Annotated in this window: 20 protein-coding genes; 7 read left to right on the forward strand and 13 right to left on the reverse strand. The window is 63.6% G+C overall.

The window, feature by feature from the left end; genetic code table 11:
- Position 1 precedes the first annotated feature (1 nt).
- Together ACNQP3_RS11500 and ACNQP3_RS11505 are read left to right on the forward strand one after the other, a co-directional pair.
- Positions 2 to 976 (forward strand): quinone oxidoreductase family protein, encoded by a 975-nt coding sequence (locus tag ACNQP3_RS11500; protein WP_060494123.1) that lies wholly within the window; start codon positions 2 to 4, stop codon positions 974 to 976.
- A 41-nt stretch (positions 977 to 1,017) separates the two neighbouring features.
- On the forward strand, positions 1,018 to 1,938 hold the full coding sequence (locus ACNQP3_RS11505; RefSeq protein ID WP_069943323.1) for a LysR family transcriptional regulator: 921 nt from the start codon (positions 1,018 to 1,020) through the stop codon (positions 1,936 to 1,938).
- Positions 1,939 to 2,017: 79 nt separating this feature from the next.
- On the opposite strand, the gene ACNQP3_RS11510 is transcribed toward ACNQP3_RS11505, so the two are convergent.
- A complete protein-coding gene (locus ACNQP3_RS11510) occupies positions 2,018 to 2,347 on the reverse strand; it encodes a hypothetical protein (protein ID WP_012271958.1) in 330 nt (109 codons plus the stop codon).
- A gap of 74 nt (positions 2,348 to 2,421) precedes the next feature.
- Positions 2,422 to 3,072 carry a DUF998 domain-containing protein gene (locus ACNQP3_RS11515; RefSeq protein ID WP_012271959.1) on the reverse strand — a complete coding sequence of 217 codons (651 nt, stop codon included), beginning with the start codon at positions 3,070 to 3,072 and terminating at the stop codon, positions 2,422 to 2,424.
- Between the two features lie 199 nt (positions 3,073 to 3,271).
- Here ACNQP3_RS11515 and ACNQP3_RS11520 point away from each other — a divergent pair, with 199 nt between their 5' ends.
- Positions 3,272 to 4,021: a FadR/GntR family transcriptional regulator gene (locus ACNQP3_RS11520; protein ID WP_012271960.1), complete on the forward strand. Its 750-nt coding sequence runs from the start codon at positions 3,272 to 3,274 to the stop codon at positions 4,019 to 4,021.
- Between the two features lie 70 nt (positions 4,022 to 4,091).
- Here ACNQP3_RS11520 and ACNQP3_RS11525 read toward each other — a convergent pair whose 3' ends face one another.
- The 11 genes from ACNQP3_RS11525 to ACNQP3_RS11575 form a co-directional block, all read right to left on the reverse strand.
- The gene (locus ACNQP3_RS11525) at positions 4,092 to 5,681 is read right to left on the reverse strand and encodes an aldehyde dehydrogenase (NADP(+)) (RefSeq protein WP_264317047.1); all 1,590 of its coding nucleotides are present in this window, start codon (positions 5,679 to 5,681) and stop codon (positions 4,092 to 4,094) included.
- A 91-nt stretch (positions 5,682 to 5,772) separates the two neighbouring features.
- Positions 5,773 to 7,326, reverse strand: a complete 1,554-nt coding sequence (gene garD, locus ACNQP3_RS11530) for a galactarate dehydratase (protein WP_012271962.1) — start codon at positions 7,324 to 7,326, stop codon at positions 5,773 to 5,775.
- 78 nt (positions 7,327 to 7,404) lie between these two features.
- A complete protein-coding gene (locus tag ACNQP3_RS11535) occupies positions 7,405 to 8,769 on the reverse strand; it encodes an MFS transporter (RefSeq protein ID WP_069943320.1) in 1,365 nt (454 codons plus the stop codon).
- A gap of 104 nt (positions 8,770 to 8,873) precedes the next feature.
- On the reverse strand, positions 8,874 to 9,785 hold the full coding sequence (kdgD, locus tag ACNQP3_RS11540; RefSeq protein WP_012271964.1) for a 5-dehydro-4-deoxyglucarate dehydratase: 912 nt from the start codon (positions 9,783 to 9,785) through the stop codon (positions 8,874 to 8,876).
- A 338-nt stretch (positions 9,786 to 10,123) separates the two neighbouring features.
- A complete protein-coding gene (locus ACNQP3_RS11545; protein ID WP_060494127.1) occupies positions 10,124 to 10,933 on the reverse strand; it encodes a gamma-glutamyl-gamma-aminobutyrate hydrolase family protein in 810 nt (269 codons plus the stop codon).
- 458 nt (positions 10,934 to 11,391) lie between these two features.
- Positions 11,392 to 12,174: an amino acid ABC transporter ATP-binding protein gene (locus ACNQP3_RS11550; RefSeq protein WP_060494128.1), complete on the reverse strand. Its 783-nt coding sequence runs from the start codon at positions 12,172 to 12,174 to the stop codon at positions 11,392 to 11,394.
- A gap of 22 nt (positions 12,175 to 12,196) precedes the next feature.
- Complete coding sequence (locus ACNQP3_RS11555; protein WP_012271967.1) at positions 12,197 to 13,441, reverse strand: NAD(P)/FAD-dependent oxidoreductase; 1,245 nt, start codon at positions 13,439 to 13,441, stop codon at positions 12,197 to 12,199.
- A 16-nt stretch (positions 13,442 to 13,457) separates the two neighbouring features.
- Positions 13,458 to 14,168 (reverse strand): ABC transporter permease, encoded by a 711-nt coding sequence (locus ACNQP3_RS11560; RefSeq protein ID WP_012271968.1) that lies wholly within the window; start codon positions 14,166 to 14,168, stop codon positions 13,458 to 13,460.
- Positions 14,165 to 14,884, reverse strand: a complete 720-nt coding sequence (locus tag ACNQP3_RS11565; protein ID WP_012271969.1) for an ABC transporter permease — start codon at positions 14,882 to 14,884, stop codon at positions 14,165 to 14,167. The genes ACNQP3_RS11560 and ACNQP3_RS11565 overlap by 4 nt, the downstream gene beginning before the upstream one ends.
- A gap of 173 nt (positions 14,885 to 15,057) precedes the next feature.
- The gene (locus ACNQP3_RS11570; protein ID WP_012271970.1) at positions 15,058 to 15,810 is read right to left on the reverse strand and encodes a transporter substrate-binding domain-containing protein; all 753 of its coding nucleotides are present in this window, start codon (positions 15,808 to 15,810) and stop codon (positions 15,058 to 15,060) included.
- Between the two features lie 22 nt (positions 15,811 to 15,832).
- Positions 15,833 to 16,705, reverse strand: coding sequence for a MurR/RpiR family transcriptional regulator (locus ACNQP3_RS11575; protein ID WP_012271971.1), 873 nt, complete (start codon positions 16,703 to 16,705; stop codon positions 15,833 to 15,835).
- A gap of 141 nt (positions 16,706 to 16,846) precedes the next feature.
- Here ACNQP3_RS11575 and ACNQP3_RS11580 point away from each other — a divergent pair, with 141 nt between their 5' ends.
- The 4 genes from ACNQP3_RS11580 (at position 16,847) to tpx (ending at position 21,443) form a co-directional block, all read left to right on the forward strand.
- On the forward strand, positions 16,847 to 17,872 hold the full coding sequence (locus ACNQP3_RS11580; protein ID WP_012271972.1) for an Ldh family oxidoreductase: 1,026 nt from the start codon (positions 16,847 to 16,849) through the stop codon (positions 17,870 to 17,872).
- 129 nt (positions 17,873 to 18,001) lie between these two features.
- Entirely contained in the window at positions 18,002 to 19,198 is a 1,197-nt protein-coding gene (locus tag ACNQP3_RS11585) for an aromatic amino acid transaminase (protein WP_264317048.1), read from the forward strand.
- Positions 19,199 to 19,494: 296 nt separating this feature from the next.
- Entirely contained in the window at positions 19,495 to 20,775 is a 1,281-nt protein-coding gene (locus ACNQP3_RS11590; RefSeq protein WP_264317049.1) for a serine/threonine transporter, read from the forward strand.
- A gap of 167 nt (positions 20,776 to 20,942) precedes the next feature.
- Positions 20,943 to 21,443, forward strand: a complete 501-nt coding sequence (gene tpx, locus ACNQP3_RS11595; RefSeq protein ID WP_060494130.1) for a thiol peroxidase — start codon at positions 20,943 to 20,945, stop codon at positions 21,441 to 21,443.
- Positions 21,444 to 21,534: the final 91 nt, after the last annotated feature.

The raw sequence follows: 21,534 nt of genomic DNA on the forward strand, positions 1-21,534 counted from the left end.
CATGGTTACCCGCATCATTCTCAATGGCACCGGCACTGCCGATGTCATGCAGCTCGAACACATGGCGGTGCAAACTCCAGGGCCTGGGCAGGTCTGGCTGGAACAGACAGCCATGGGTGTGAACCCGCTGGACGTGTTGCAGCGCAAGGGTGGGGCAGGGCTGGCATTGCCGTCAGGCCTGGGGCTGGAAGGTGCAGGTAGGGTCACTGCCCTCGGCGATGGGGTTCGCAACGTGCAGGTCGGCGACCGGGTCGCCTATGCGATGGGGCCGGTCGGCGCTTATGCCAGCGGCCGGCTGTTCCCGGCCGAACGGCTGGTCAAGCTGCCGCCGCAGCTGGAGGACGAAGCCGCCGCAGCGGTGCTGTTCAAGGGCATTACGGCGCAATACTTGTTGAAAACCACCTTTGCCGTGGGGCCGGGTACACAAGTGCTGCTATACGGCGCAGCCGGTGCCTTGGGCCAGCTGATGGCACCTTGGGCGCGGCACCTGGGGGCGACGGTGATCGGCGTGGTGTCGCGCCCGCAAAGTGTGGCGAGGGCACAGGCAGCAGGCTGCCAGCATGTGCTGGTGTTCGACGCGGCAACCTTGGCCAGCCAGGTGCGCAAGCTGACCCAAGGGCAAGGGGTGGATGTGGTGTATGACTGCGTGGGCAAGGTGTCGCTGGAGGCTTCGCTGGACAGCCTGCGAGTGCGCGGCCTGTTGGTGTCGTTCGGTGGCACCTCCGGTGCACCGGCGGCTATCGAGGTGGCCACGCTCAATGCCAAGGGCTCGTTGTACCTGACCCGGCCGTCGTTAGCGGCCCACACCCGCACGGTCGAGGAGTACCAGCAGCGTGCGGCCGATGTGCTGACGGCCGTCGCCGAGGGTATCATCCAGCCTCGGGTGTGGCGTCGCTACCCGCTGGCTGACGCAGCCAAGGCCCACGGGGACCTGGAGCAAGGGCGGTCGGAGGGCGCGTTGGTACTGACTGCCTGATGCCCGATCCTTGACCCCACTGCCCTGAGCCGAGCCTTGCCATGGATGCCTTCGACAGCCGCCGCGCCGATGAACTTGCCACTTTGCTGGCCTTGCATGAGCAGGGCTCGTTTGCTGCTGCCGGGCGACAACTGGAGCGCCACCCCACGGTGCTGTCGAAACGCCTGAGCTCACTGGAAACGCGGCTGGGCATTCGCCTGGTGGAGCGCAGCACGCGGCAGTTGCGCTTTACCGATGAGGGACAGCGGCTGGTAGCCAAGGTACGCGAGGCAAGCCGGCTGATTGCCGAAGCGGAGCAGGAGGCTGCCGAAGGCGCTGCAACGGTGCGTGGGCGCCTGCGTCTGGCGTTACCGGCTGCCATGGGCAGGCGCTGGTTAAGCGGGATGCTTGCCGACTTTGTGCTGGCCTACCCGCAAGTGACGGTGGAGACCGAGTACGCCGACCGTTTCGTTGACCTGATCGGCGAGGGCTTCGACGCCGCGATTCGCATTGGTGAGCTAGCGGACAATCGACTGGTGGCGAGGAAATTATGCGATCACGTACGCATCCTGTGCGCATCGCCTCAGTACCTCGCTCGGCATGGGGTGCCTGCGGAGCCGGAACAATTGCCTGAGCATAATTGTTTAGGTTTCAGTGGTTTACGATCATTTCCTGAATGGCGCCTGAAGAGCGGCGCGCATCAGGTAAACGTCAAGGTTACCGGTAGCCTGCGCAGCAATGACAACGAAGCGCTGCTGGAGGCAGCGCGCCGCGGTGTAGGAATTTTGGCGGGTGGCGACTGGCTGATGGGCGAGGACCTGGCCAGCGGCAACCTAGTACGGGTGCTGCCGCAATGGCAATTGGACGTGGCGGCGGGCATCTACCTGGTGCGACCCACCGCACGCCTGAATACAGCGGCCCTGGGCGCCTTCAAGGCCTGGCTGGAGGACCGTTTCAAGGGCGGCGCCCCTTGGCGGCCCTGAAACGGTCTTTGTAGGCGCAGCATAAGGTTACGCCTACATGACTTTATGTTTAGTTAATAACTTATTGATAAATAAGTAATTATCTTTTTGCTACAGCATGCTGAACACACTGCTCGTAGTAGGTCTGCTTGATCGCGGCAGGCTTGAGTCGCGAGCGGCTATTGTAGGTCTGCTCGGTAATGCCAAAGGCGGTCATGCGCATCCACGGCTTGGGGAATTTGCGTACCTGCAGCTTCTTGCGCGTGGCATACAGGGTTACCCCGGAAAGCTTGGCCTGCTGGGCCTCGGCGGCTATCTGCGCACCCCAGCCGCAGGTGTGGCGATCGTTCTGGCTCAGTGCGCGGGCCTGGGCGCTGAAAGCGAGCGTGGCCAGCAGGCAGCCGGCCATCGTTGCTAGAAGTACTCGCATGTTGCTGTCCTAAGCGTCTGAAAGGAAAAAGAGTTTGCCTTCACTTTCAGTGGCTGGGGGCCAGCAATTTGCCGTCAGAATATGGCCATGCGCAGCGGGCTGGCAGCAGGCTTGCGCAGGCTGATCCACGCCAGGCTGGCGACCCAGATCACCGACACACCATAGTTCAGGCGCTGATACAGGCCGAACAGCTGGCCGCTTTGGGCCGCCTGGCCCATCAGTATGACGGTGACGATCGCCAGCACTACACAGACCAGAGAAAACAGCGCAAATGCAGGCGAGCCAGCAATGCGGCTGCCCTGCCATGCCCAGAGGGCGCTGGCAACGGTCAGGGAGAGGAACATCAGCAAGCCGGACAGGTTATGCAGTTGCTGGGCGGTGGATGGCTGTGTCGGTGCGCAACCCTGATCGCAAGGGAACCACCCGGTTCCCAGGCTGCCGATGCCATGCAGCAACACCAGGCCGGCACTCAGCAGCGCCAGCTTCGAGCCACGCCAGCGTCGGGCGAGGCCCCAGGCAAACAGGCCGAACAACCCGGCCAAGGGAAAATTGTTGAGCAGTGGCGACCAGCTGTGGGTTGGCGAGCCTGTCGCACCCAGCTGGCTCATGGCCTGTTGCAGGTGGTCGTAGCCGGGGTACGCCAGGGCGGTGAGCCATACCCCTGCCAACAGCCAGAGGGGTATCAGCAGGCCGCTGCCGAGCAACAGGCGGTCGAGGGTTTTCATGCTGCGGTGTCCTTCCATGGATGAGTGAGCGTGAGGGCGCACAGTACAGGCTTGCGCGGGGCTTGAGCCAGTGCTTCTGTGGGTTTTTCCTGGGCTGGGGGCCTGCAAAGGTGAGCAATAAATACCGCACCGGGTGTATGTGATCGTACAACCGCTTGCGCTATGATGAGCGCTGTCTTTCAAGGTGAAATACAGGGCAATGACAGAGCAGCAGGTACAGGCAAGGACCCGGCGCAAGCCGCGCAGTCTGGCCCAGGAACTGGTCACAGTGCTGACCGAGCGCATTCGCAGTGGCCAGCTCAAGCGCGGCGACAAGCTGCCGACCGAATCGCAGATCATGGCCGAAGAGGGCGTCAGCCGCACCGTGGTGCGTGAGGCGATCTCGCGGCTGCAGGCTGCCGGGCAGGTAGAGACCCGTCATGGCATCGGCACCTTCGTGCTGGATGCACCGGCAACCGGGGGCTTTCGCATCGACCCGGCCACTGTGGTCACCCTGCGCGAAGTGCTGGCGGTGCTGGAGTTGCGCATTGCCCTGGAGATCGAGTCCGCTGGGCTGGCGGCGCAGCGACGCAGTGATGAAGCGCTGGCTGGTATGCGGGCGGCGCTGGACGAACTCAACGAAGGGGCCGCCCATGCCACTGATGCGGTGTCGGCGGACTTCCAGTTCCACCTGCGCATCGCCCAGGCCAGCGGTAACCACTACTTCGCCGATATCATCAACCACCTGGGTACCAGTATCATTCCGCGCACCCGGCTGAATTCGGCGCGGCTGGCCCATGATGATCAGGCGCATTACATGAGCCGGTTGATGCATGAGCACGAGGCGATCTATGAAGCGATTGCCCGGCAGGACAGCGAAGGGGCGAAGATGGCCATGCGTATGCACCTGAGCAACAGCCGCGAGCGCTTGCGTCAGGCGCATGAGGCGGCTGAGGCACAAGGGGCCTGAGCCATTTGTCGCCGGTACAGCCAAAAGAAAGCCCCGCCATGTGCGGGGCTTTCTTGTTTCAGGCAACCCGTCAGATCACCTCCTCGCTCCATTGCCCGTTCACCAGCCGACGCAGCCCCAGCGGGTTGCCATCGCGCAGTGCTTCGGGCAGCAACGCCTGCGGATAGTTCTGGTAGCACACTGGGCGCAGGAAGCGGTCGATGGCCAAGGTGCCGACCGAGGTGCCACGCGCATCCGAGGTCGCAGGGTAAGGCCCGCCGTGAACCATGGCATCACACACTTCGACACCGGTCGGGTAGCCATTGATCAGGATCCGCCCGACTTTCTCCTCAAGCAGTGGCACCAACCAGGCGTAGGCCTCGAAATCTTCCGCTTCGCCGATCAGGGTAGCGGTCAACTGGCCACGCAGGCCGAGCAGGGCGGCGCGCAGTTGTTCGTCGTCCTGCACTGCTACGGCCACGGTGGTGGGGCCGAACACTTCTTCCTGCAGCAGCGGGTCAGACTGGACCAGCAGGCCTGCATCGGCCTTGAACAGCTGGGCGCGGGCCTGGCTGCCTTCCTGCTTCTGGCCGGCCAGGTGCTGGATTCCACTATGGGCATGCAGGTGCTCCAGGCCGCCAACGTAGCTGCGCAGGCCTCCCGCGTTGAGCATGGTTTGCCCGGCCTGTTGGTCCAGATGCTGGCCAAGGTCGGCCAGTAACTGGTTGTACTGCGGCGACTGCAGCCCGATCACCAGGCCCGGGTTGGTGCAGAACTGCCCGGCACCCATGCACACAGAGCCGGCCAGTTCGCGAGCAATGGCCTCGCCACGCTTGGCCAGGGCGCCCGGCAGGATGATGACCGGGTTGATGCTGGACATCTCGGCGAACACCGGGATTGGCTGCGGGCGCTCGGCGGCCATGCGGCACAGAGCGTCACCGCCTTTCAGCGAGCCGGTGAAGCCAACGGCCTGGATGGCTGGGTGCTTGACCAGCCACTCGCCCACGCCGCCTCCGAATACCATGTTGAACACGCCTTTGGGCATGCCGGTACGTTCGGCGGCGCGCACGATGGCGCAAGCAACCAGGTCGGCGGTGGCCATGTGGCCGCTGTGAGCCTTGAACACCACCGGGCAGCCGGCGGCCAGGGCTGCGGCGGTATCACCGCCAGCGGTGGAGAAGGCCAGCGGGAAGTTGCTGGCGCCAAACACAGCGACCGGGCCGACACCGATGCGCATCTGGCGCAGGTCTACGCGTGGCAGGGGTTGGCGTGCGGGCAGTGCCAGGTCGATGCGCGCGCCGAGGAAGTCGCCGCGACGCAGTACCTGGGCGAACAGGCGCATCTGCCCACTGGTGCGGCCGCGCTCGCCCTGGATACGGGCGGCGGGCAGGGCTGTTTCGCGGCAGACGATGGCGACGAAGGCATCGTCCAGTTCGTCCAGTTCGTCCAGTTCGGCGGCGATGGCGTCGAGAAACTCGGCACGACGTGCCGGGGCCAGTTGGCGGAATTCGGCGAAGGCGGCGGCGGCGGCGCTGGCGGCCTGGTCCACTTCGGCCTCGGTAGCTTGGGCGAAGCTGAAGGGCAGGGCTTCGCCAGTGCTGGCGTCCAGGCTCTGCAGGCGCTGAGAACCAGCGGCACTGCGCTGACCGGCGATGAAGTTGTGGCCGAGGATTTCAGGCATGGGGTGCTCCTGTAGGTTGAAAGAAAATCTGGCGGGTTGTCGCATGACCTGTGGGAGCGGGCATGCCCGCTCCCACAGCATGCCCTCGGCATCAGGTAATCGGTGCCGGGTTGAACAGGGTGATGTCGTTGTGTAGCCGGTGCTGCTCGGCCCAGGTCTGCTTGCGGCCGCTGGCCACGTCCAGGTAGTAATGGAACAGTTCCCAGCCCAGCTCTTCGATGGTCGAACGGCCTGTGGCGATGCGCCCGGCGTCGATATCGATCAGGTCGGGCCAACGCTGGGCCAGTTCGGTGCGCGTGCACACCTTGACCACGGGTGCCATGGCCAGCCCGTAAGGGGTGCCTCGGCCTGTGGTGAACACATGCAGGTTCATGCCGGCGGCCAGTTGCAAAGTGCCGCAGACGAAGTCGCTGGCCGGGGTGGCGCAGAAGATCAGGCCCTTGCGCGTTACCCGCTCGCCTGGGCCAAGCACGCCCTGGATAGCGCCGCTGCCCGACTTGACGATCGACCCCAGGGATTTCTCGACGATATTGGACAGGCCACCTTTCTTGTTGCCCGGCGTCGTGTTGGCACTGCGGTCGGCGGCCCCTTGCTGCAGGTAGCGGTCGTACCAGTCCATTTCGCGCACCAGGGCATCGGCAACGTCCTGGTTTTGCGCGCGCGAGGTCAGCATGTAGATGGCGTCTCGTACCTCGGTCACTTCCGAGAACAGCACCGTAGCACCGGCACGTACCAGCAAGTCTGCGGCGTAGCCCAGCGCAGGGTTGGCGGTGATGCCCGAGAAGGCATCGCTGCCACCGCACTGCATGCCGAGGATCAACTCGCTGGCCGGTACGGTTTCGCGGCGGCGCTGGTCGAGCTTCTTGAGGCGGGTTTCGGCCAGCTCCATGATTTGCTCGATCATTTCCACAAAGCCCAGGCTGGCGTCCTGCAGGCGGTACAACCATGGCTCGCTGAGGTCTACCGACGGGTCGTTGTCGTGCATCACCTGGCCGGCCTGCAGCTTTTCGCAGCCGAGGCTGATGACCAATGCCTCGCCACCCAGGTTGGGGTTGCGGGCCAGGTTGCGCACGGTGCGGATCGGGATGTAGGCGTCGCGAGCGTTGATGGCCACGCCGCAGCCGTAGCTGTGGGTGATGGCTACCACGTCATCGACGTTGGGGTACTTGGGCAGCAGTTCGCTGCGAATGCGCTTGACCGCATGCTCCAGCACGCCGGTCACACACTGCACGGTGGTGGTGATGCCGAGGATGTTGCGGGTGCCAACGGTGCCGTCGGCATTGCGGTAGCCTTCGAACGTGAAGCCTTCGAGTGGCGGCAGCGGTTGTGGGACGGCGTCACAGCGCGGCAAGCTGTCCAGTTCCGGGGCGGCCGGCATGGCCAGTTGGCTTTCCTGCACCCAACTGCCCTGGCGTAGGTCTTCCAGCGCGTAGCCGATGATTTGCCCGTAGCGGCGCACGGGCTCGCCTTTGGCGATGGCCTTGGTTGCGACCTTGTGGCTTTGTGGCACGCCTTCGACCAAGGTCAGGCCGTCGGCGAAGTGGGCGCCTTCGCCCAGGCCGCCGTCGTTGACCACCACCACGACGTTATCGTCGTCGTGCAGGCGGACGTAGCGCGGCGAGTCGGAATGTTCGATCAACTGCATGTTTGGGCCCTACTTGTCAGGTTCTCAGGCTTTTTGTACATCTGCCCGCACCGGTTGCCCCGGGGCGGGCGTGTTCACTCAGTGGCGCGAGCTGGCCAGTTCGCCATTGGCGGCAGGCTCAGCCTGTGGCTTTGGGGCGTCGTCGCGCAGTTCGATACGCTTGATCGGGCCGACGATCACCAGGTAGCTGAACACCGCCACCAGCGCGTTGGCGCCCACGTACACCAGCGCCCATTTGAACGAGCCGGTGGCGCTGATGATGTAGCCGATCACGATAGGGGTGGTGATCGAGGCGATGTTGCCGAAGGTGTTGAACAGGCCACCGGACAGCCCGGCGATCTGTTTCGGCGAGGTGTCTGCCACCACCGCCCAACCCAGCGCGCCAATGCCTTTGCCGAAGAACGCCAGGGTCATGAAGCCAACCACCATCCACTCGGCATCGACGTAGTTGCAGAACACCATGGTGGTCGACAGCAGCAGGCCGCACACGATCGGCAGTTTGCGCGAGAAGGTCAGCGAGTTGCCACGGCGCAGCAGCCAGTCGGAGATCACGCCACCCAGCACGCCCCCAATGAAACCGCAGACCGCCGGCAGCGAGGCGATGAAGCCGGCCTTGAGAATGGTCATGCCACGTTCCTGCACCAGGTACACGGGGAACCAGGTAAGGAAGAAGTAGGTGATGGCGTTGATGCAATACTGGCCCAGGTACACGCCCAGCAGCATGCGGCTGGTCAGCAGTTGCTTGATGTAGCCCCATTTCGGGCCGTCGTTGCCGCGCTTCTGGTCCATGTCCACCAGGCCGCCGTTATGCTCGATGTGTTCGAGCTCGCTTTGGCTGATGCGTGGGTGTTGGCGCGGGTTGTGGATGGTTTTCAGCCACACCATGGAGAACACGATGCCCAGTGCACCCATGACGACAAACACGTGCTCCCAGCCGAAGCTGAACACGATCCAGCCCATTATCGGGGCGAACAGCGCCGTGGCGAAGTACTGCGCCGAGTTGAAGATGGCTGAGGCAGTGCCGCGCTCCTGAGTCGGAAACCAGGCGGCGACGATGCGTGCGTTGCCCGGGAACGACGGGGCTTCGGCGAAGCCAACCAGAAAGCGCAAGGTGAAGAGGGTGACAACCGCCCAGGCAACCGGCAGGCCACCGACAAAACCCTGCAACAGGGTGAACAGCGACCAGGTGAAGATGCTGAAGGCGTAGACGTTCTTGGAACCGAAGCGATCGAGCAGCCAGCCACCAGGAATCTGGCCAGCCACGTAAGCCCATCCGAAGGCGGAGAAGATATAACCGAGGGTTACGGCGTCAATGCCGAGGTCTTTCTGCAGGCTGGAGCCTGCGATGGCGATGGTAGCGCGGTCGGCATAGTTGATCGTGGTCACCAGAAAAAGCATGAACAGGATCAGGTAGCGCACATGCGTCTTTTTAGTCGCTTGCATGCTGGCAATACTCCCACTAGTTATTTTTGTGCGGGCTCACGAATTGTAACCGGAGTGGGGCTGGCCCACTCCGGGCGCGGCATCTGGCAGGCCGCGGGCAGGGCTTACTGCGGGCCCATCTTGTCCATCAGCGCGGCGAGCATCTCGTACTCTTCTGCGGTGAGGTCGGTCAGCGGGGTGCGCACGGGGCCTGCGTCGTAACCGGCAATTTTGGCGCCGGCCTTGACGATGCTCACGGCGTAGCCGGCTTTGCGGTTGCGAATGTCCAGGTACGGCAGGAAGAAATCGTCGATCAGCTTGGCCACGGCAGCGTGGTCGTCACGGGCGATGGCACTGTAGAAGTCCATGGCGGTCTTCGGCACGAAGTTGAACACCGCGGAGGAGTACACCGGCACGCCCAGGGCCTTGTAGGCAGCAGCATACACTTCGGCGGTCGGCAGGCCACCCAGGTAGCTGAAACGTTCGCCCAGGCGGCGACGGATCGACACCATCAGCTCGATATCACCCAGGCCATCCTTGTAGCCGATCAGGTTCGGGCAGCGCTCGGCCAGTTTTTCCAGCAGGTCGGCGTTCAGGCGGCAGACGTTGCGGTTGTACACCACCACGCCGATGTTCACCGATTTGCACACCGCTTCGACGTGTGCGGCGACGCCGTCCTGGCTGGCTTCGGTCAGGTAATGCGGCAGCAGCAACAGGCCCTTGGCACCCAGGCGCTCGGCTTCTTGTGCGTATTCGATGGCCTGACGGGTGGACCCACCAACACCCGCGAGGATAGGAACCGAGGTGGCGCAGGTATCGACGGCGGTCTTGATCACCTGGCTGTACTCGCTGGCGGCCAAGGAGAAGAACTCACCGGTGCCGCCAGCGGCGAACAGGGCGCTGGCGCCATACGGGGCCAGCCACTCCAGGCGCTTGATGTAGCCAGCCGGGTTGAAGTCGCCCTGGGCGTTGAAGTCGGTGACCGGGAAAGACAGCAGGCCGTGGGAGAGGATGGATTTAAGTTCTTGTGGATTCATTGTTGTTGGCATCCTGTGGCGCTTGGGTGAAGGGTGTTGTTCTGCGTTAGAGGTAAGTTATCGTACAACTTAAGCGATGACTAGCCCTCCTTGCAGAAAAATTTGTGTGCGCCGGTCTGGGGGTGGCGGCGCTCGATCTCGTAGGCGCTAGAAATGACACGGCGACCGCATGTTGGTCATCGTATCTCTTAGGTGGGGAGGGGTAAAAAACGATCGCGGAGACAGGTACAAGCCCGCCGCCCGATTCCACGGGAAGTGTTCTGGGACCAGCAGAGGGTGACCGGGGAAACGGGGGCGACCTTGCGCCGCCCCGCGATCAAAGCAGAGGAAACTGAATGTCAGGCAGCGTGCTGGCGCTTGACCTGCGCCTTGCGTACCTGGGCTCGGCAGGCATCGCCGAAAGCCTGGAAGATCTTGATCGAATCAGGGTTCTTCGCCGCTTGCCATTCTGGGTGCCACTGTACGGCGAACAGGAACGGCGAAATGCTCGGCGCGTGAATCGCTTCAACCAAGCCATCTTCGGCATGGGCGATAGCTTCGATACCGGCGCCGAGCTTGTGCAGGCCCTGGCCATGCAGCGAGTTGACGCGAATCTCGTCGGTACCCAGGGTGTCACGCAGCCAGCTGCCCGGCTGGATCTTCACCCCATGTACTTGGGCGTACTGCACTTCAACCGGGTCTTCCGGGTTTTCCCGGTGGTCATTGAAGCCAGGCTCGGCGTAGACCTTCTGGTAGATGTCGCCACCCAGGGCCACGTTGATTTCCTGCATGCCACGGCAAATGCCGAAGATTGGCAGGCCACGCTTGATCGCCGCCTTGACCAGTGGGATGTCGAACAGGTCGCGGTTCTGGTCCTGGCCCTTGCCTGGGGTTTCATTTTCCTGGCCATACAGGGCCGGGTCGATGTTGCTGCCAGCGCCCGTCAGGTACACGCCGTCGGCCATGTCCAGGTAGGTCTCGAGGTCTTCAATGCCGCAGCAGGTGGGCACCAGTACCGGGACGCAATCGGAAAACTCGACCAGCGGGGTGATGTATTTGTGGGTCATGACCTGATAGTCATGGCCTTTGCGCTCTTGGCTGCCCATGGTCATCAGGACGACGGGTTTGCGCAGGGAAGGTTGCTTGTTGCCAATGTTGCTGTTGGACATATGTCACCTTGGGACAGGTTCAACCTGTCGTTGTTGTGCAGGCGCACGGCGCGGGGCTCTGGGTGCTGCCTGTAGCCCCGAGCACTGCCGGCTCGTCAGAGGCGACGATTCCGGTCGGGGCATGTAGATAGCTTGCCAGAGCCGTTCGATATGTCAAACGACGGAAGAGGGCTTTAATGCGGGGGATGCGCCGGTTTTTGGGGGCTGAAACCGATGCGGGCCTGTGGTGGCGTGGGTTTGGCGGGGGCGTTGGTCAATAATATTTAACGATGCAGTTGGGTCTTTGCAGCGGTGCAATGAGCAAGGCGCTCGAGGCAAGCGCGGTCCTTGCAGGAGCGGCCTTGTGTCGCGAAAGGGCCGCAAAGCGGCCCCGGATTTCAGCACTGATGCACATTGCTGGGGCTGCTGCGCAGCCCTTTTGCGACGCAAGGCCGTTCCCACACGCATCAGACCTCCATTCAGTGCAGTATCTGCGCCAGAAACGCCTTGGCCCGCTCGGTGCGCGGCTGGTTGAAGAACACCTGCGGCGGGCTGTCTTCGATGATCTGCCCACCCTCAAGGAACAGCACGCGCTCGGCTACCTGCCGGGCAAAGCCCATTTCGTGGGTGACGCACAGCATGGTCATGCCCGTGCCGGCCAACTGCACCAGCACATCCAGCACCTCGGCGACCATTTCCGGGTCCAGCGCCGAAGTAGGCTCGTCGAACAGCATGATCCGTGGCTTCATGCACAGCGCCCGGGCGATGGCCACGCGCTGCTGCTGGCCACCGGACAACTGGCTGGGGTACTTGTGCGCCTGGCTTTCGATGCCGACCTTGCTCAGGTACATGCGTGCCCGCTCCTCGGCGTCCTTGCGTGACAGCCCGCGCACGCTGGTGGGGGCCAGCAGGCAGTTGTCGAGCACGCTCATGTGTGGAAACAAGTTGAAATGCTGGAACACCATGCCGATGTCGCTGCGCACCTGCGCGGCCTCGCGCGTGGTGGCTGACAGGTCGATGCCATCCACCTGGATGCTGCCCTGCTGGGCAATCTCCAGGCGGTTGATGCAGCGGATCAGGGTCGACTTGCCCGAGCCGGAGGGCCCGCACAGCACGATGCGTTCGCCTTCGCGCACCTGCAGGTCAATGTCACGCAGCACGTGGAAGGCGCCGTAATGCTTGTTCAGGCCTTCGATACGGATCAGCACCGGGCGCGGGTCGGGTTCGGGGGCAAGGGTGGCAAGGCTCAGTGGTGCGGTCATGTTGTTTTTCTCCCGCGTGGGTTCAGTCGAAACGGGTCGCGCTGTAGGGCGCGGGGTCGGTGAAGGGGCGCTCGCCAGTGAGCAGTTCGGCCAATAGCCGGCCGCTGACCGGGCCCAGGGTGAGGCCGTGGTGGGCGTGGCCAAAGTTGAACCACAGCCCCGGGTGGCGCGGTGCCGGGCCGATCACCGGGCGCATGTCGGGCAGGCACGGGCGACGGCCCAGCCATGGGGTGTCGTCCAGCCGCTCGCCGAGGGCCGGGAACAGCTTGCGCGCCAAGGCTTCGCAACGGCCCAGCTGGATCTGGTTGCCAGGCGCCCCGGCTGCGTCGAACTCGATGCCGGTGGTCAGGCGTACACCGCGCGCCATCGGCGCCAGCACGTAGCCGCCCTGGGTATCGCAGATCGAGTGCTCCAACTGTGCGCCGTCGCGGGTGCTGTAGTGCATGTGGTAGCCACGTTTGATCGCCAGCGGAATCTGATAGCCCAGGCCGCTGAACAGGTCCGCCGACTGCGGGCCGAGGCAGGCCACCACCTCGTCGGCGGTAACCGGGCCACGACGGCTTTCTACCCGCCACTGGCCGTTGGCTTGGCGCAGGCTGCGCGCATCGCCATGCAGGAACTGCCCGCCGCGCTGCAGGAACAGCGCGGCATAGCCACGGGTGAGGGCGCCGGGGTTGTTCACGGTCTTTGGGTCGAGCCAATGAATGCCACCGACCACGGTGGCGTCCAACTGGTGCTCGCGTGCCTGCAGTTGCCCGCATTCGAGTATCTCGAACTGCAAGCCGTAGCGGCTCAGGCCCTTGGCGTCAGTTTTGGCCTGCTCGAACAGCGCAGGGTCGCGGAACACTTCGATCCAGCCTTTGGCCTGCACCAGCCCTTCAAGGCCGGCCGCTTCGATCAGCGCGTCGTGTTCTTCGACGCAGCGTTGTACCAGCGGCAGCATATCGGCGGCGGCCCCGGCCAGGCGGCCGGGCGCCGACTGGCGCCAGTAGCGCCACAGCCACGGTGCGACCTTGGGCAGGTGCGCCAGGCTGTAGCGCACATCGGGCTGGCGGTTCAGGCCATAGCGCAGCAGCGCGCCCAGTTGCCGGGGGAAGGCGTAGGGGATGACGCTGGAGCGCTCGATCAGCCCGGCGTTGCCGTGGCTGGTGCCGCTGCCCGGTTCGTCGCGGTCGATCAGAATCACCTGGCGCCCGCGGGCCTGCAGGTGCAGGGCGGTGCTGACGCCGACGATACCGGCGCCGAGGACAAGGGTCTGGCAATGCATGGAACGTATCCTTCGGTCAGTTCAGGTGGCGGCCCAAGCGGCCTTCCAAGTGTTTCAGCAGGCGCCTTACCAGCTCGACGATCACCAGGTAGAGCACGGCCGCCCACAGGTAGATCTGAAAGTCGAAACTGCGCGAGAAGGCCAGTTTGGTCACGCCCATCAGGTCGTAGATGGTCACCAGCGAGGCAATCGCGCTGGCCTTGATCATCAGGATCAGTTCGTTGCCCAGTGGGCCGATGGCCACGAGCAGCGACTGCGGCAAGATCACCTTGAAGAAGGTGGTCGAGCGTTTCAGGTTCAGCGCCCGTGCCGCCTCATGCTGGCCGGGCGCAACGGCCATCAGGCTGCCGCGGAAGATCTCGGCTTGATAGGCGGCGGTGTTCAGGGTGAACGCCAGCAAGGTGCAGAACCACGCCTCGCGGAAGAACCACCACAGGCCGACGTCCTGCCAGAAGCCCTTGAGCGAGCCCAGCCCGTAATACAGCAGGAACAGCTGCGCCAGCAGTGGCGAGCCGCGGAAGAAGTACACGTAACCGGCGGCCATGCGCTGCAGCACCAGGCTGCGCGACATGCGTGCCAGGGCCAGCAGCAGGCCGAGCACGGCGCCCAGGGTGAAGGAAATGGCCACCAGTTTGGCAGTTACCAGCAAACCGTCGAGAAAGCGTGGGCCGTAGCGCTCCAGCAGGTCGGGGTCGAGTACCAGCGCCAGCAGTTGATCGAGGCTCATGCGCGTGCTCCTAGCAGGTGGCGGTTGCTACGCCGTTCGATGTAGGCGAACACGCGCCCGGACAGTGCCGCGAACAGCAGGTAACCCAGGCAGGCGACGCCGTAGAAGAACATCGGCTCCTTGGTCACGCTGACCGCCAGGTTGGTCTGGCGCATCAGGTCGACCAGTGAGATGGTCGACACCAGCGAGGTGTCCTTGAGCAGCGACAGCCAATTGTTGGAAAGGCCGGGCAGGGCGATGCGGGTCAGTTGTGGCAGCAGCACCTTGAAGAACCCGGTGCGCTTGCTCAGGCCCAAGGCCGAGCAGGCTTCCAGCTGGCCCTTGGGCAGGGTCTTGAAGGCCGCCAGCCAGATCTCGCTGGAAAACGCGGCAAATACCAGGCTGAAGGCAATCATCGCGGCGAGGAAGGTGTTGATCAGGAATTCACCCTCGTAGCCCATGGCGGCGAGGATCTTCTGCGCGGCGATCTGGCAGCCGTAATAGATGATCAGCAAGGTCAGCAGCTCGGGCAGGCCGCGAAACACGGTTGAAAAGGTAGTGGCCCAGGCCCGTGGCAGGCGCTTGCGCGAGCGCGCCGCCAGGGCGACCACCAGGCCCAGTGGCAGGCCGATGGGCAGGCAGGCCAGGGCCAGGGAAACGGTAACCAGCGCGCCGGCCAGCAACGCCTGGCCCCAGCCTCCGCTGGCGAAGGACAGCAAGGACAATTGATCGAGCATGACGAACCCCTAAGATGGGCAACGCGGTCTCTTTGTAGGAGCGGCCTTGTGTCGCGATAGGGGTGCGTAGCGCCCCCACATTTTCAGCTTCGCCGCGAAGAACGCCGGGGCCGCTTTGCGGCCCTATCGCGACACAAGGCCGCTCCTACAGGGATTGCGCAGTTTCCTGAAGATCAGTTGTAGATATCGAAAGCAAAGTACTTGCTGGCGATCTTCTGGTAGGTGCCGTTGGCCACGATCTGTTGTAGCGCGGTGTTCAGGCGCTGGCGCAGGGCTTCGTCGTCCTTGCGCACGGCAATGGCGGCATCGGCCTTGGTGTCGGCCACATCGCCGAGGATCTTGCAGCAGTCCCCGCCGTTCTTGCTCATCCACTCGTGCAGCGGGAATTTGTCGGCAATCACGCCGTCCAGGCGGCCTGCGGCAAGGTCCGCGTTGGCCTCGTCCATGGTTGGGTACAGCTTCACATCGGCACCGGCCTTGCCATACACGTCTTCGGCGTAGATGGCCTGGGTGGAGGACGACTGGGCGCCGACGGTGTAGCCGACAAAGTCGGTCTGGGCGCTGTCGATCTTGCTGTCCTTGGCCACCGCAACGGTCAGTGGCGTGCGGTAGTAGTGGTCGGTGAACGCGATTTTCTTGCGCCGCTCTTCGGTGTCGATCATTGACGCCACCACTGCGTCGTACTTGCGTGCCATCAGGGCGGGGATGATGCCTTCCCAGTCCTGGGCCACCAGCGTGCATTCCACTTTCATCTGTTCGCACAGGGCATGGGTGATGTCGATATCGAAGCCATGCAGCTTGTTATCGGCGTCTACATAGTTGAAGGGCGGGTAGGCACCCTCCGTGGCGAAACGCAGGGTTTCGGCACTGGCGGCACCCGCCAGCAGCAGGGCGCACGCACCCACCAAGGCCATGGACTTGTTCATCTCGCACCTCATTGCACTCTTGCTATTGTTGTTTGCCCGTCGACCACGAGGTGTAGCCGACGAATTCGTTATGTAGAGCGGCAGTCGCTTCCAAGCGTTTTTCAACATCCGGCCCGAGCTTCTTGCAGACCTCGTTGACCATCAGGTGCACCCACGACAGCATCGTCGAGGTGGATTCCCAGAACAGATTGAACTCGGTGGGGATGCGGAACACCTCGTCGGCATTGGCATCGGCCCAGTCACAGAAGGTGTCGGTCACCAGAGTGACCGCAATGCCAGCCTCGCGTGCCTTCTGGCACAGCATCAGGGCGTGGCGGGAATAGCGGCGCGCCTCGAACACCACCAGGGCGCTGTCTTCGGCGCGGCCCAGCAGCACTTCGCCGAAGTGCCCAGCGCTGATGTCGACCAGCTGCACACCATCGCGCAGGTATTGCAGCAAGTGGCTCATGCACATGGCGATGCCACGCTCGGTCTGGAAACCGGCGATGAACACCCTGGGCTTGCTCGCAAGGCGTTGCGCCACGGTGTGCCAGGCCGTGCTCTGGCGGTATTCGTGCACGCGCACCAAGGCGGCGATTTCCAGCTCCAGGCTGCCGGCGTTGTCGCTGGCGTCCTGGTTCTGGCGGTAATCTTGCAGGCGATCACCCACCAGCCATGGGCCATCGCCAAGATCGTTCTGCAGGTCTTGCTTAAGCGCCTTGAGGTGGGCATAACCCAATGAGCGGCAGAACCGCCCGACGCTCGATTCGCTGACGCCCAGCTTGGCGGCAATGCTGGCTGAAGTCTGGAACGGCAGTTCGTGCAGGTTGGCGAGCATGTAGGTGGCGATCTTGCGACCCGAGGCAGCGGCCCCTTCGAGGCTGTTTTCCAGGCGTTGCTTGATCGGTTGGCTCATGCTGCGGCTCCAGGGGTAAGGCTTGGGAAGAAAATGAATGTTTTCTGTCATCAAGTCAACATTTGACAGATTGCTGTCACATGCAGGAAAGTTTTTGTCGTTGCAACGCTGTAGCCAATCCAAAACAACAAGGAGCTTCAGATGTCCGCACCCTCCACCAGCACCATTGTGCGCGTGCCCTTTTCCGAGCTGCAGGGCCTGCTGCAGGCCATCTTCCAGCGCCATGGTTGCAGCGAGGCCGTGGCTCGGGTGCTGGCCCACAACTGCGCCAGCGCCCAGCGTGATGGCGCTCATAGCCATGGGGTGTTCCGCATGCCCGGTTATGTTTCGACCCTGGCCAGCGGTTGGGTCGATGGCCAGGCCACACCCAAGGTCAGCGACGTGGCTGCTGGTTATGTGCGTGTCGATGCCGCGGGTGGTTTTGCCCAGCCGGCACTGGCGGCGGCCCGAGAACTGTTGGTGGCCAAGGCGCGCAACGCCGGCATCGCCGTGCTGGCAATCCACAACTCGCACCACTTCGCCGCGCTGTGGCCGGATGTAGAGCCGTTCGCCGAAGAGGGCCTGGTTGCCCTCAGCGTGGTCAACAGCATGACCTGCGTGGTGCCACATGGCGCGCGCAAGCCACTGTTCGGCACCAACCCCATCGCTTTTGCCGCGCCTTGCGCCGAACATGACCCGATCGTCTTCGACATGGCCACCAGCGCCATGGCCCATGGCGACGTGCAGATTGCTGCGCGGGCTGGCCAGCAGCTACCTGAAGGCATGGGCGTGGATGCCAATGGCGAACCGACCACCGAGCCCAAGGCGATTCTGGAAGGCGGCGCCTTGCTGCCGTTTGGCGGGCACAAGGGCTCGGCGCTTTCGATGATGGTCGAGTTGCTGGCGGCGGCGTTGACCGGCGGGCACTTCTCCTGGGAGTTCGACTGGTCGGGGCACCCGGGGGCGAAGACGCCGTGGACCGGGCAACTGATCATCCTCATCGACCCAAGCAAGGCCGAAGGCGAGCGGTTTGCACAGCGCAGCCGTGAACTGGTGGAGCAGATGCAGGCCGTAGGGCTGACGCGCATGCCGGGCGAGCGGCGTTACCGCGAGCGGGAGGTGGCCGAGGAGGAAGGGGTGGCGGTGACCGAGCAGGAGTTGCAGGGCCTGAAAGAGCTGCTTGGCTGACCCCTGCACCGTCGGGCCATGCAATGTTGCATAGACAACCTTGCACAATAGTGGATGTTCCTGAGCCTGCACTCCGGGTATGCTCAGGTCTGCCTTTTCGAACTGTCCTGATCCAAGGAGCTGCACGCTGTGTTCAAACATGTCGATGCCTATGCCGGCGACCCGATCCTCTCGTTGATGGAAACCTTCAAGGCCGACCCGCGCGCCGACAAGGTCAACCTGAGTATTGGCCTGTACTACGATGAGGCCGGCGTGGTGCCGCAACTGGCGGCTGTGGATGCGGTGGAAAAACGCATGGCCGGCCAGGACCACGAAGCCTCCCTGTACCTGCCGATGGAAGGCCTGGCCAGCTACCGCCAGGCGATCCAGGCGCTGCTGTTCGGTGCTGATCACCCCGCCGTGACGGGCGGTCGCGTGGCTACCGTGCAGACCGTGGGCGGCTCCGGTGCCCTTAAAGTTGGTGCCGACTTCCTCAAGCGCTACTTCCCGCAGTCCGAAGTCTGGGTCAGCAACCCGACCTGGGACAACCACCGCGCCATCTTCGAAGGCGCAGGCTTCAAGGTGCACACCTACCCGTACTTCGACCAGGCCACCCGTGGCGTGGACTTCGACGGCATGCTGGCCACCCTGCAGACCCTGCCGGCCAACAGCGTGGTCCTGCTGCACCCGTGCTGCCACAACCCTACCGGCGCCGACCTGGAACAGCACCAGTGGCAGCAAGTGGTCGAAGTGGTCAAGGCGCGCCAGCTGATCCCGTTCCTCGACATCGCCTACCAAGGCTTCGCCGAAGGCCTGGTGGAAGACGCCTACGCCATCCGCGAAATGGCCCGTGCCGGCGTGCCGTGCCTGGTCAGCAACTCGTTCTCGAAAATCTTCTCGCTGTACGGCGAGCGGGTAGGCGGCCTGTCGGTGGTGTGCGATGACGACGCCACTGCCCAGAGCGTACTTGGCCAGTTGAAGGCCACCGTGCGCCGCAACTACTCCAGCCCGCCCAACTTCGGCGCCCAGCTGGTGGCTGGCGTGCTCAGCGATGCAGGCCTGAATGCCCAGTGGGCCGAAGAAGTCGAAGTGATGCGCAAGCGGATCCTCGACATGCGCCAGGCGCTGGTCGATGCCCTGGCCGTGCTGCTGCCAGGCCAGGACTTCCAGTTCTTCCTGCGCCAGCGCGGCATGTTCAGCTACACCGGCTTCAGCGTCGAGCAGGTGCGTCGCCTGCGTGACGAGTTCGGTGTGTACCTGATCGACAGCGGCCGCGTGTGCATGTCCGGCCTGCGCCCGGCCAACCTGCAGCGGGTTGCCGAAGCGTTCGCCGCCGTTCAGAAGTAATCCTCCAGGGGCCCAGCGCGGCCCCTGCATTCGCAGCTTCGCAGCGAGTAATGCCAGGGCCGCTTTGCGGCCCTTTCGCGGCGCAACGCCGCCCCCACAGGTCATTGCTGCAACCCGCGTTTTCAGCCAGCTGCACCTCACTTGTAAAGACAAGTGCAACCGCCCCTCGGAAAAGGGCTTCGCAAGTGCAACCTTTCCGTGCACAATCGCGCCCCTCTTTTCCGGTTGAGTTGGGCGAAGGCACTGTTTCGCCATTCTCAGCCTGTTGCAGTCTTGCGAGTGGAGCTTCACCCGGAATGAATGAGCAGGCCCCAAGCGTTGAACAACGCTTTGCAGAATCGACCCCCGCCACCCTTGGCAGCTGGGCGCGTCACGACACCACCTGGATGCTGGGCCTGTTCGGCACAGCCATTGGCGCCGGAACCCTGTTCCTGCCGATCAACGCCGGCCTTGGCGGCTTCTGGCCGCTGCTGATCCTGGCCATCCTGGCCTTCCCGATGACGTACTTTGCCCACCGTGGGTTGACCCGATTCGTCCTGTCGGGGCGCAACGGTGGCGACATTACCGAAGTGGTCAAGGAGCACTTCGGCAGCACCGCCGGTGCCTCGATCACCGTGCTGTACTTCTTCGCCATCTTCCCCATCCTGCTTATCTATAGCGTGGCGCTGACCAACACCGTGTCCAGCTTCATGGAGCACCAGTTGCACATGCAGCCGCCGCCGCGGGCCATCCTGTCGTTCGTGCTGATCCTCGGCCTGCTGGCCATCGTGCGCTGTGGCGAGCAGGCCACGGTCAAGGTCATGAGCCTGCTGGTGTACCCGTTCATCGTCGCCCTGGCGTTGCTGGGCCTGTATCTGGTGCCGCACTGGACGGGTGGCATCCTCGACAGCGCTACCGAGGTGCCACCGGCCTCGGCCTTCCTGCACACCCTGTGGCTGGCCATTCCGGTGATGGTGTTCTCGTTCAACCACTCGCCGATCATCTCGGCCTTTGCCGTTGACCAGAAGCGCCGCTACGGCGAGCACGCCGATGAGCGCAGCGGCCAGATCCTGCGTCGTGCCCACCTGCTGATGGTGGTGATGGTGCTGTTCTTCGTGTTCAGCTGCGTGCTCACCCTGAGCAGCGCCCAGCTGGCCGAAGCCAAGGCACAGAACCTGTCGATCCTGTCGTACCTGGCCAACCATTTCAGCAACCCGACCATCGCGTTCGCTGCGCCGTTGATCGCCTTCGTGGCCATTGCCAAGTCGTTCCTGGGCCATTACATCGGTGCCAGCGAAGGCCTGAAGGGCATCATCGCCAAGACCGGCGCGCGCCCGGGTGCCAAAACCCTGGACCGCGTAGTTGCCGCGCTGATGCTAGTGGTGTGCTGGATCGTCGCCACCCTCAACCCGAGCATCCTGCGCATGATCGAATCGCTCGGCGGTCCGATCCTTGCGGTGCTGCTGTTCCTGATGCCGATGTACGCCATCCGCCGTGTACCGTCGATGCGCAAGTACAGCGGTGCAGCCTCCAACGTATTCGTTGTGGTGGTCGGCCTGGTTGCGTTGACCTCGGTGGTGTACGGCCTGCTCGGCTGATTCGCTGCCAGAAATAAAGAATGCCCGGGGCGCTTGTCGCAACCTGGGCATTTTTTTGTCCACAAGAATTGTCCGGCAATAGAACAATTTCACCTACCCCCATAGGCACCCGGCCGCCTTCATGCTTAACTCAGTGTCCTTTTCAAACCCCGTATAAGGATTTCGTCATGGCTCAAGTGACTCTCAAAGGCAACCCGGTTCAGGTCAAAGGCGAACTGCCGAAAGTCGGCGCCCAGGCTCCGGCCTTCTCCCTGGTCGGTGAAGGCCTGGCTGACAAGTCGCTGAAGGACTACGCCGGCAAGCGCAAGGTGCTGAACATCTTCCCGAGCGTCGACACCCCAACCTGCGCCACCTCCGTGCGCAAGTTCAACGCCCAGGCCAATGATGTAACCAACACCGTGGTACTGTGCATTTCCGCCGACCTGCCGTTCGCCCAGGCCCGCTTCTGCGGCGCAGAAGGCCTGGAAAACGTGAAGAACCTGTCGACCCTGCGTGGCCGCGAGTTCCTCGAGAACTACGGCGTCGCCATCGCCGACGGCCCACTGGCCGGCCTGGCCGCCCGCGCCGTGGTGGTGCTGGACGAGAGCGACAAGGTGCTGCACAGCGAGCTGGTTGGTGAAATTGCCGACGAGCCGAACTACGATGCAGCGCTGGCTGTACTGAAGTAAAGGTTGTGGGGTAGGGCGGGCATCTGCAGCCCACCGTCGCCCCAAGCAACACCCTGTAACGGCCCGGAACGCGTTCCGGGCCGTTTTCATT

Origin of the sequence: Pseudomonas sp. LFS074 (assembly GCF_047978165.1) — a bacterium.
Lineage (GTDB): Bacteria > Pseudomonadota > Gammaproteobacteria > Pseudomonadales > Pseudomonadaceae > Aquipseudomonas > Aquipseudomonas putida_P.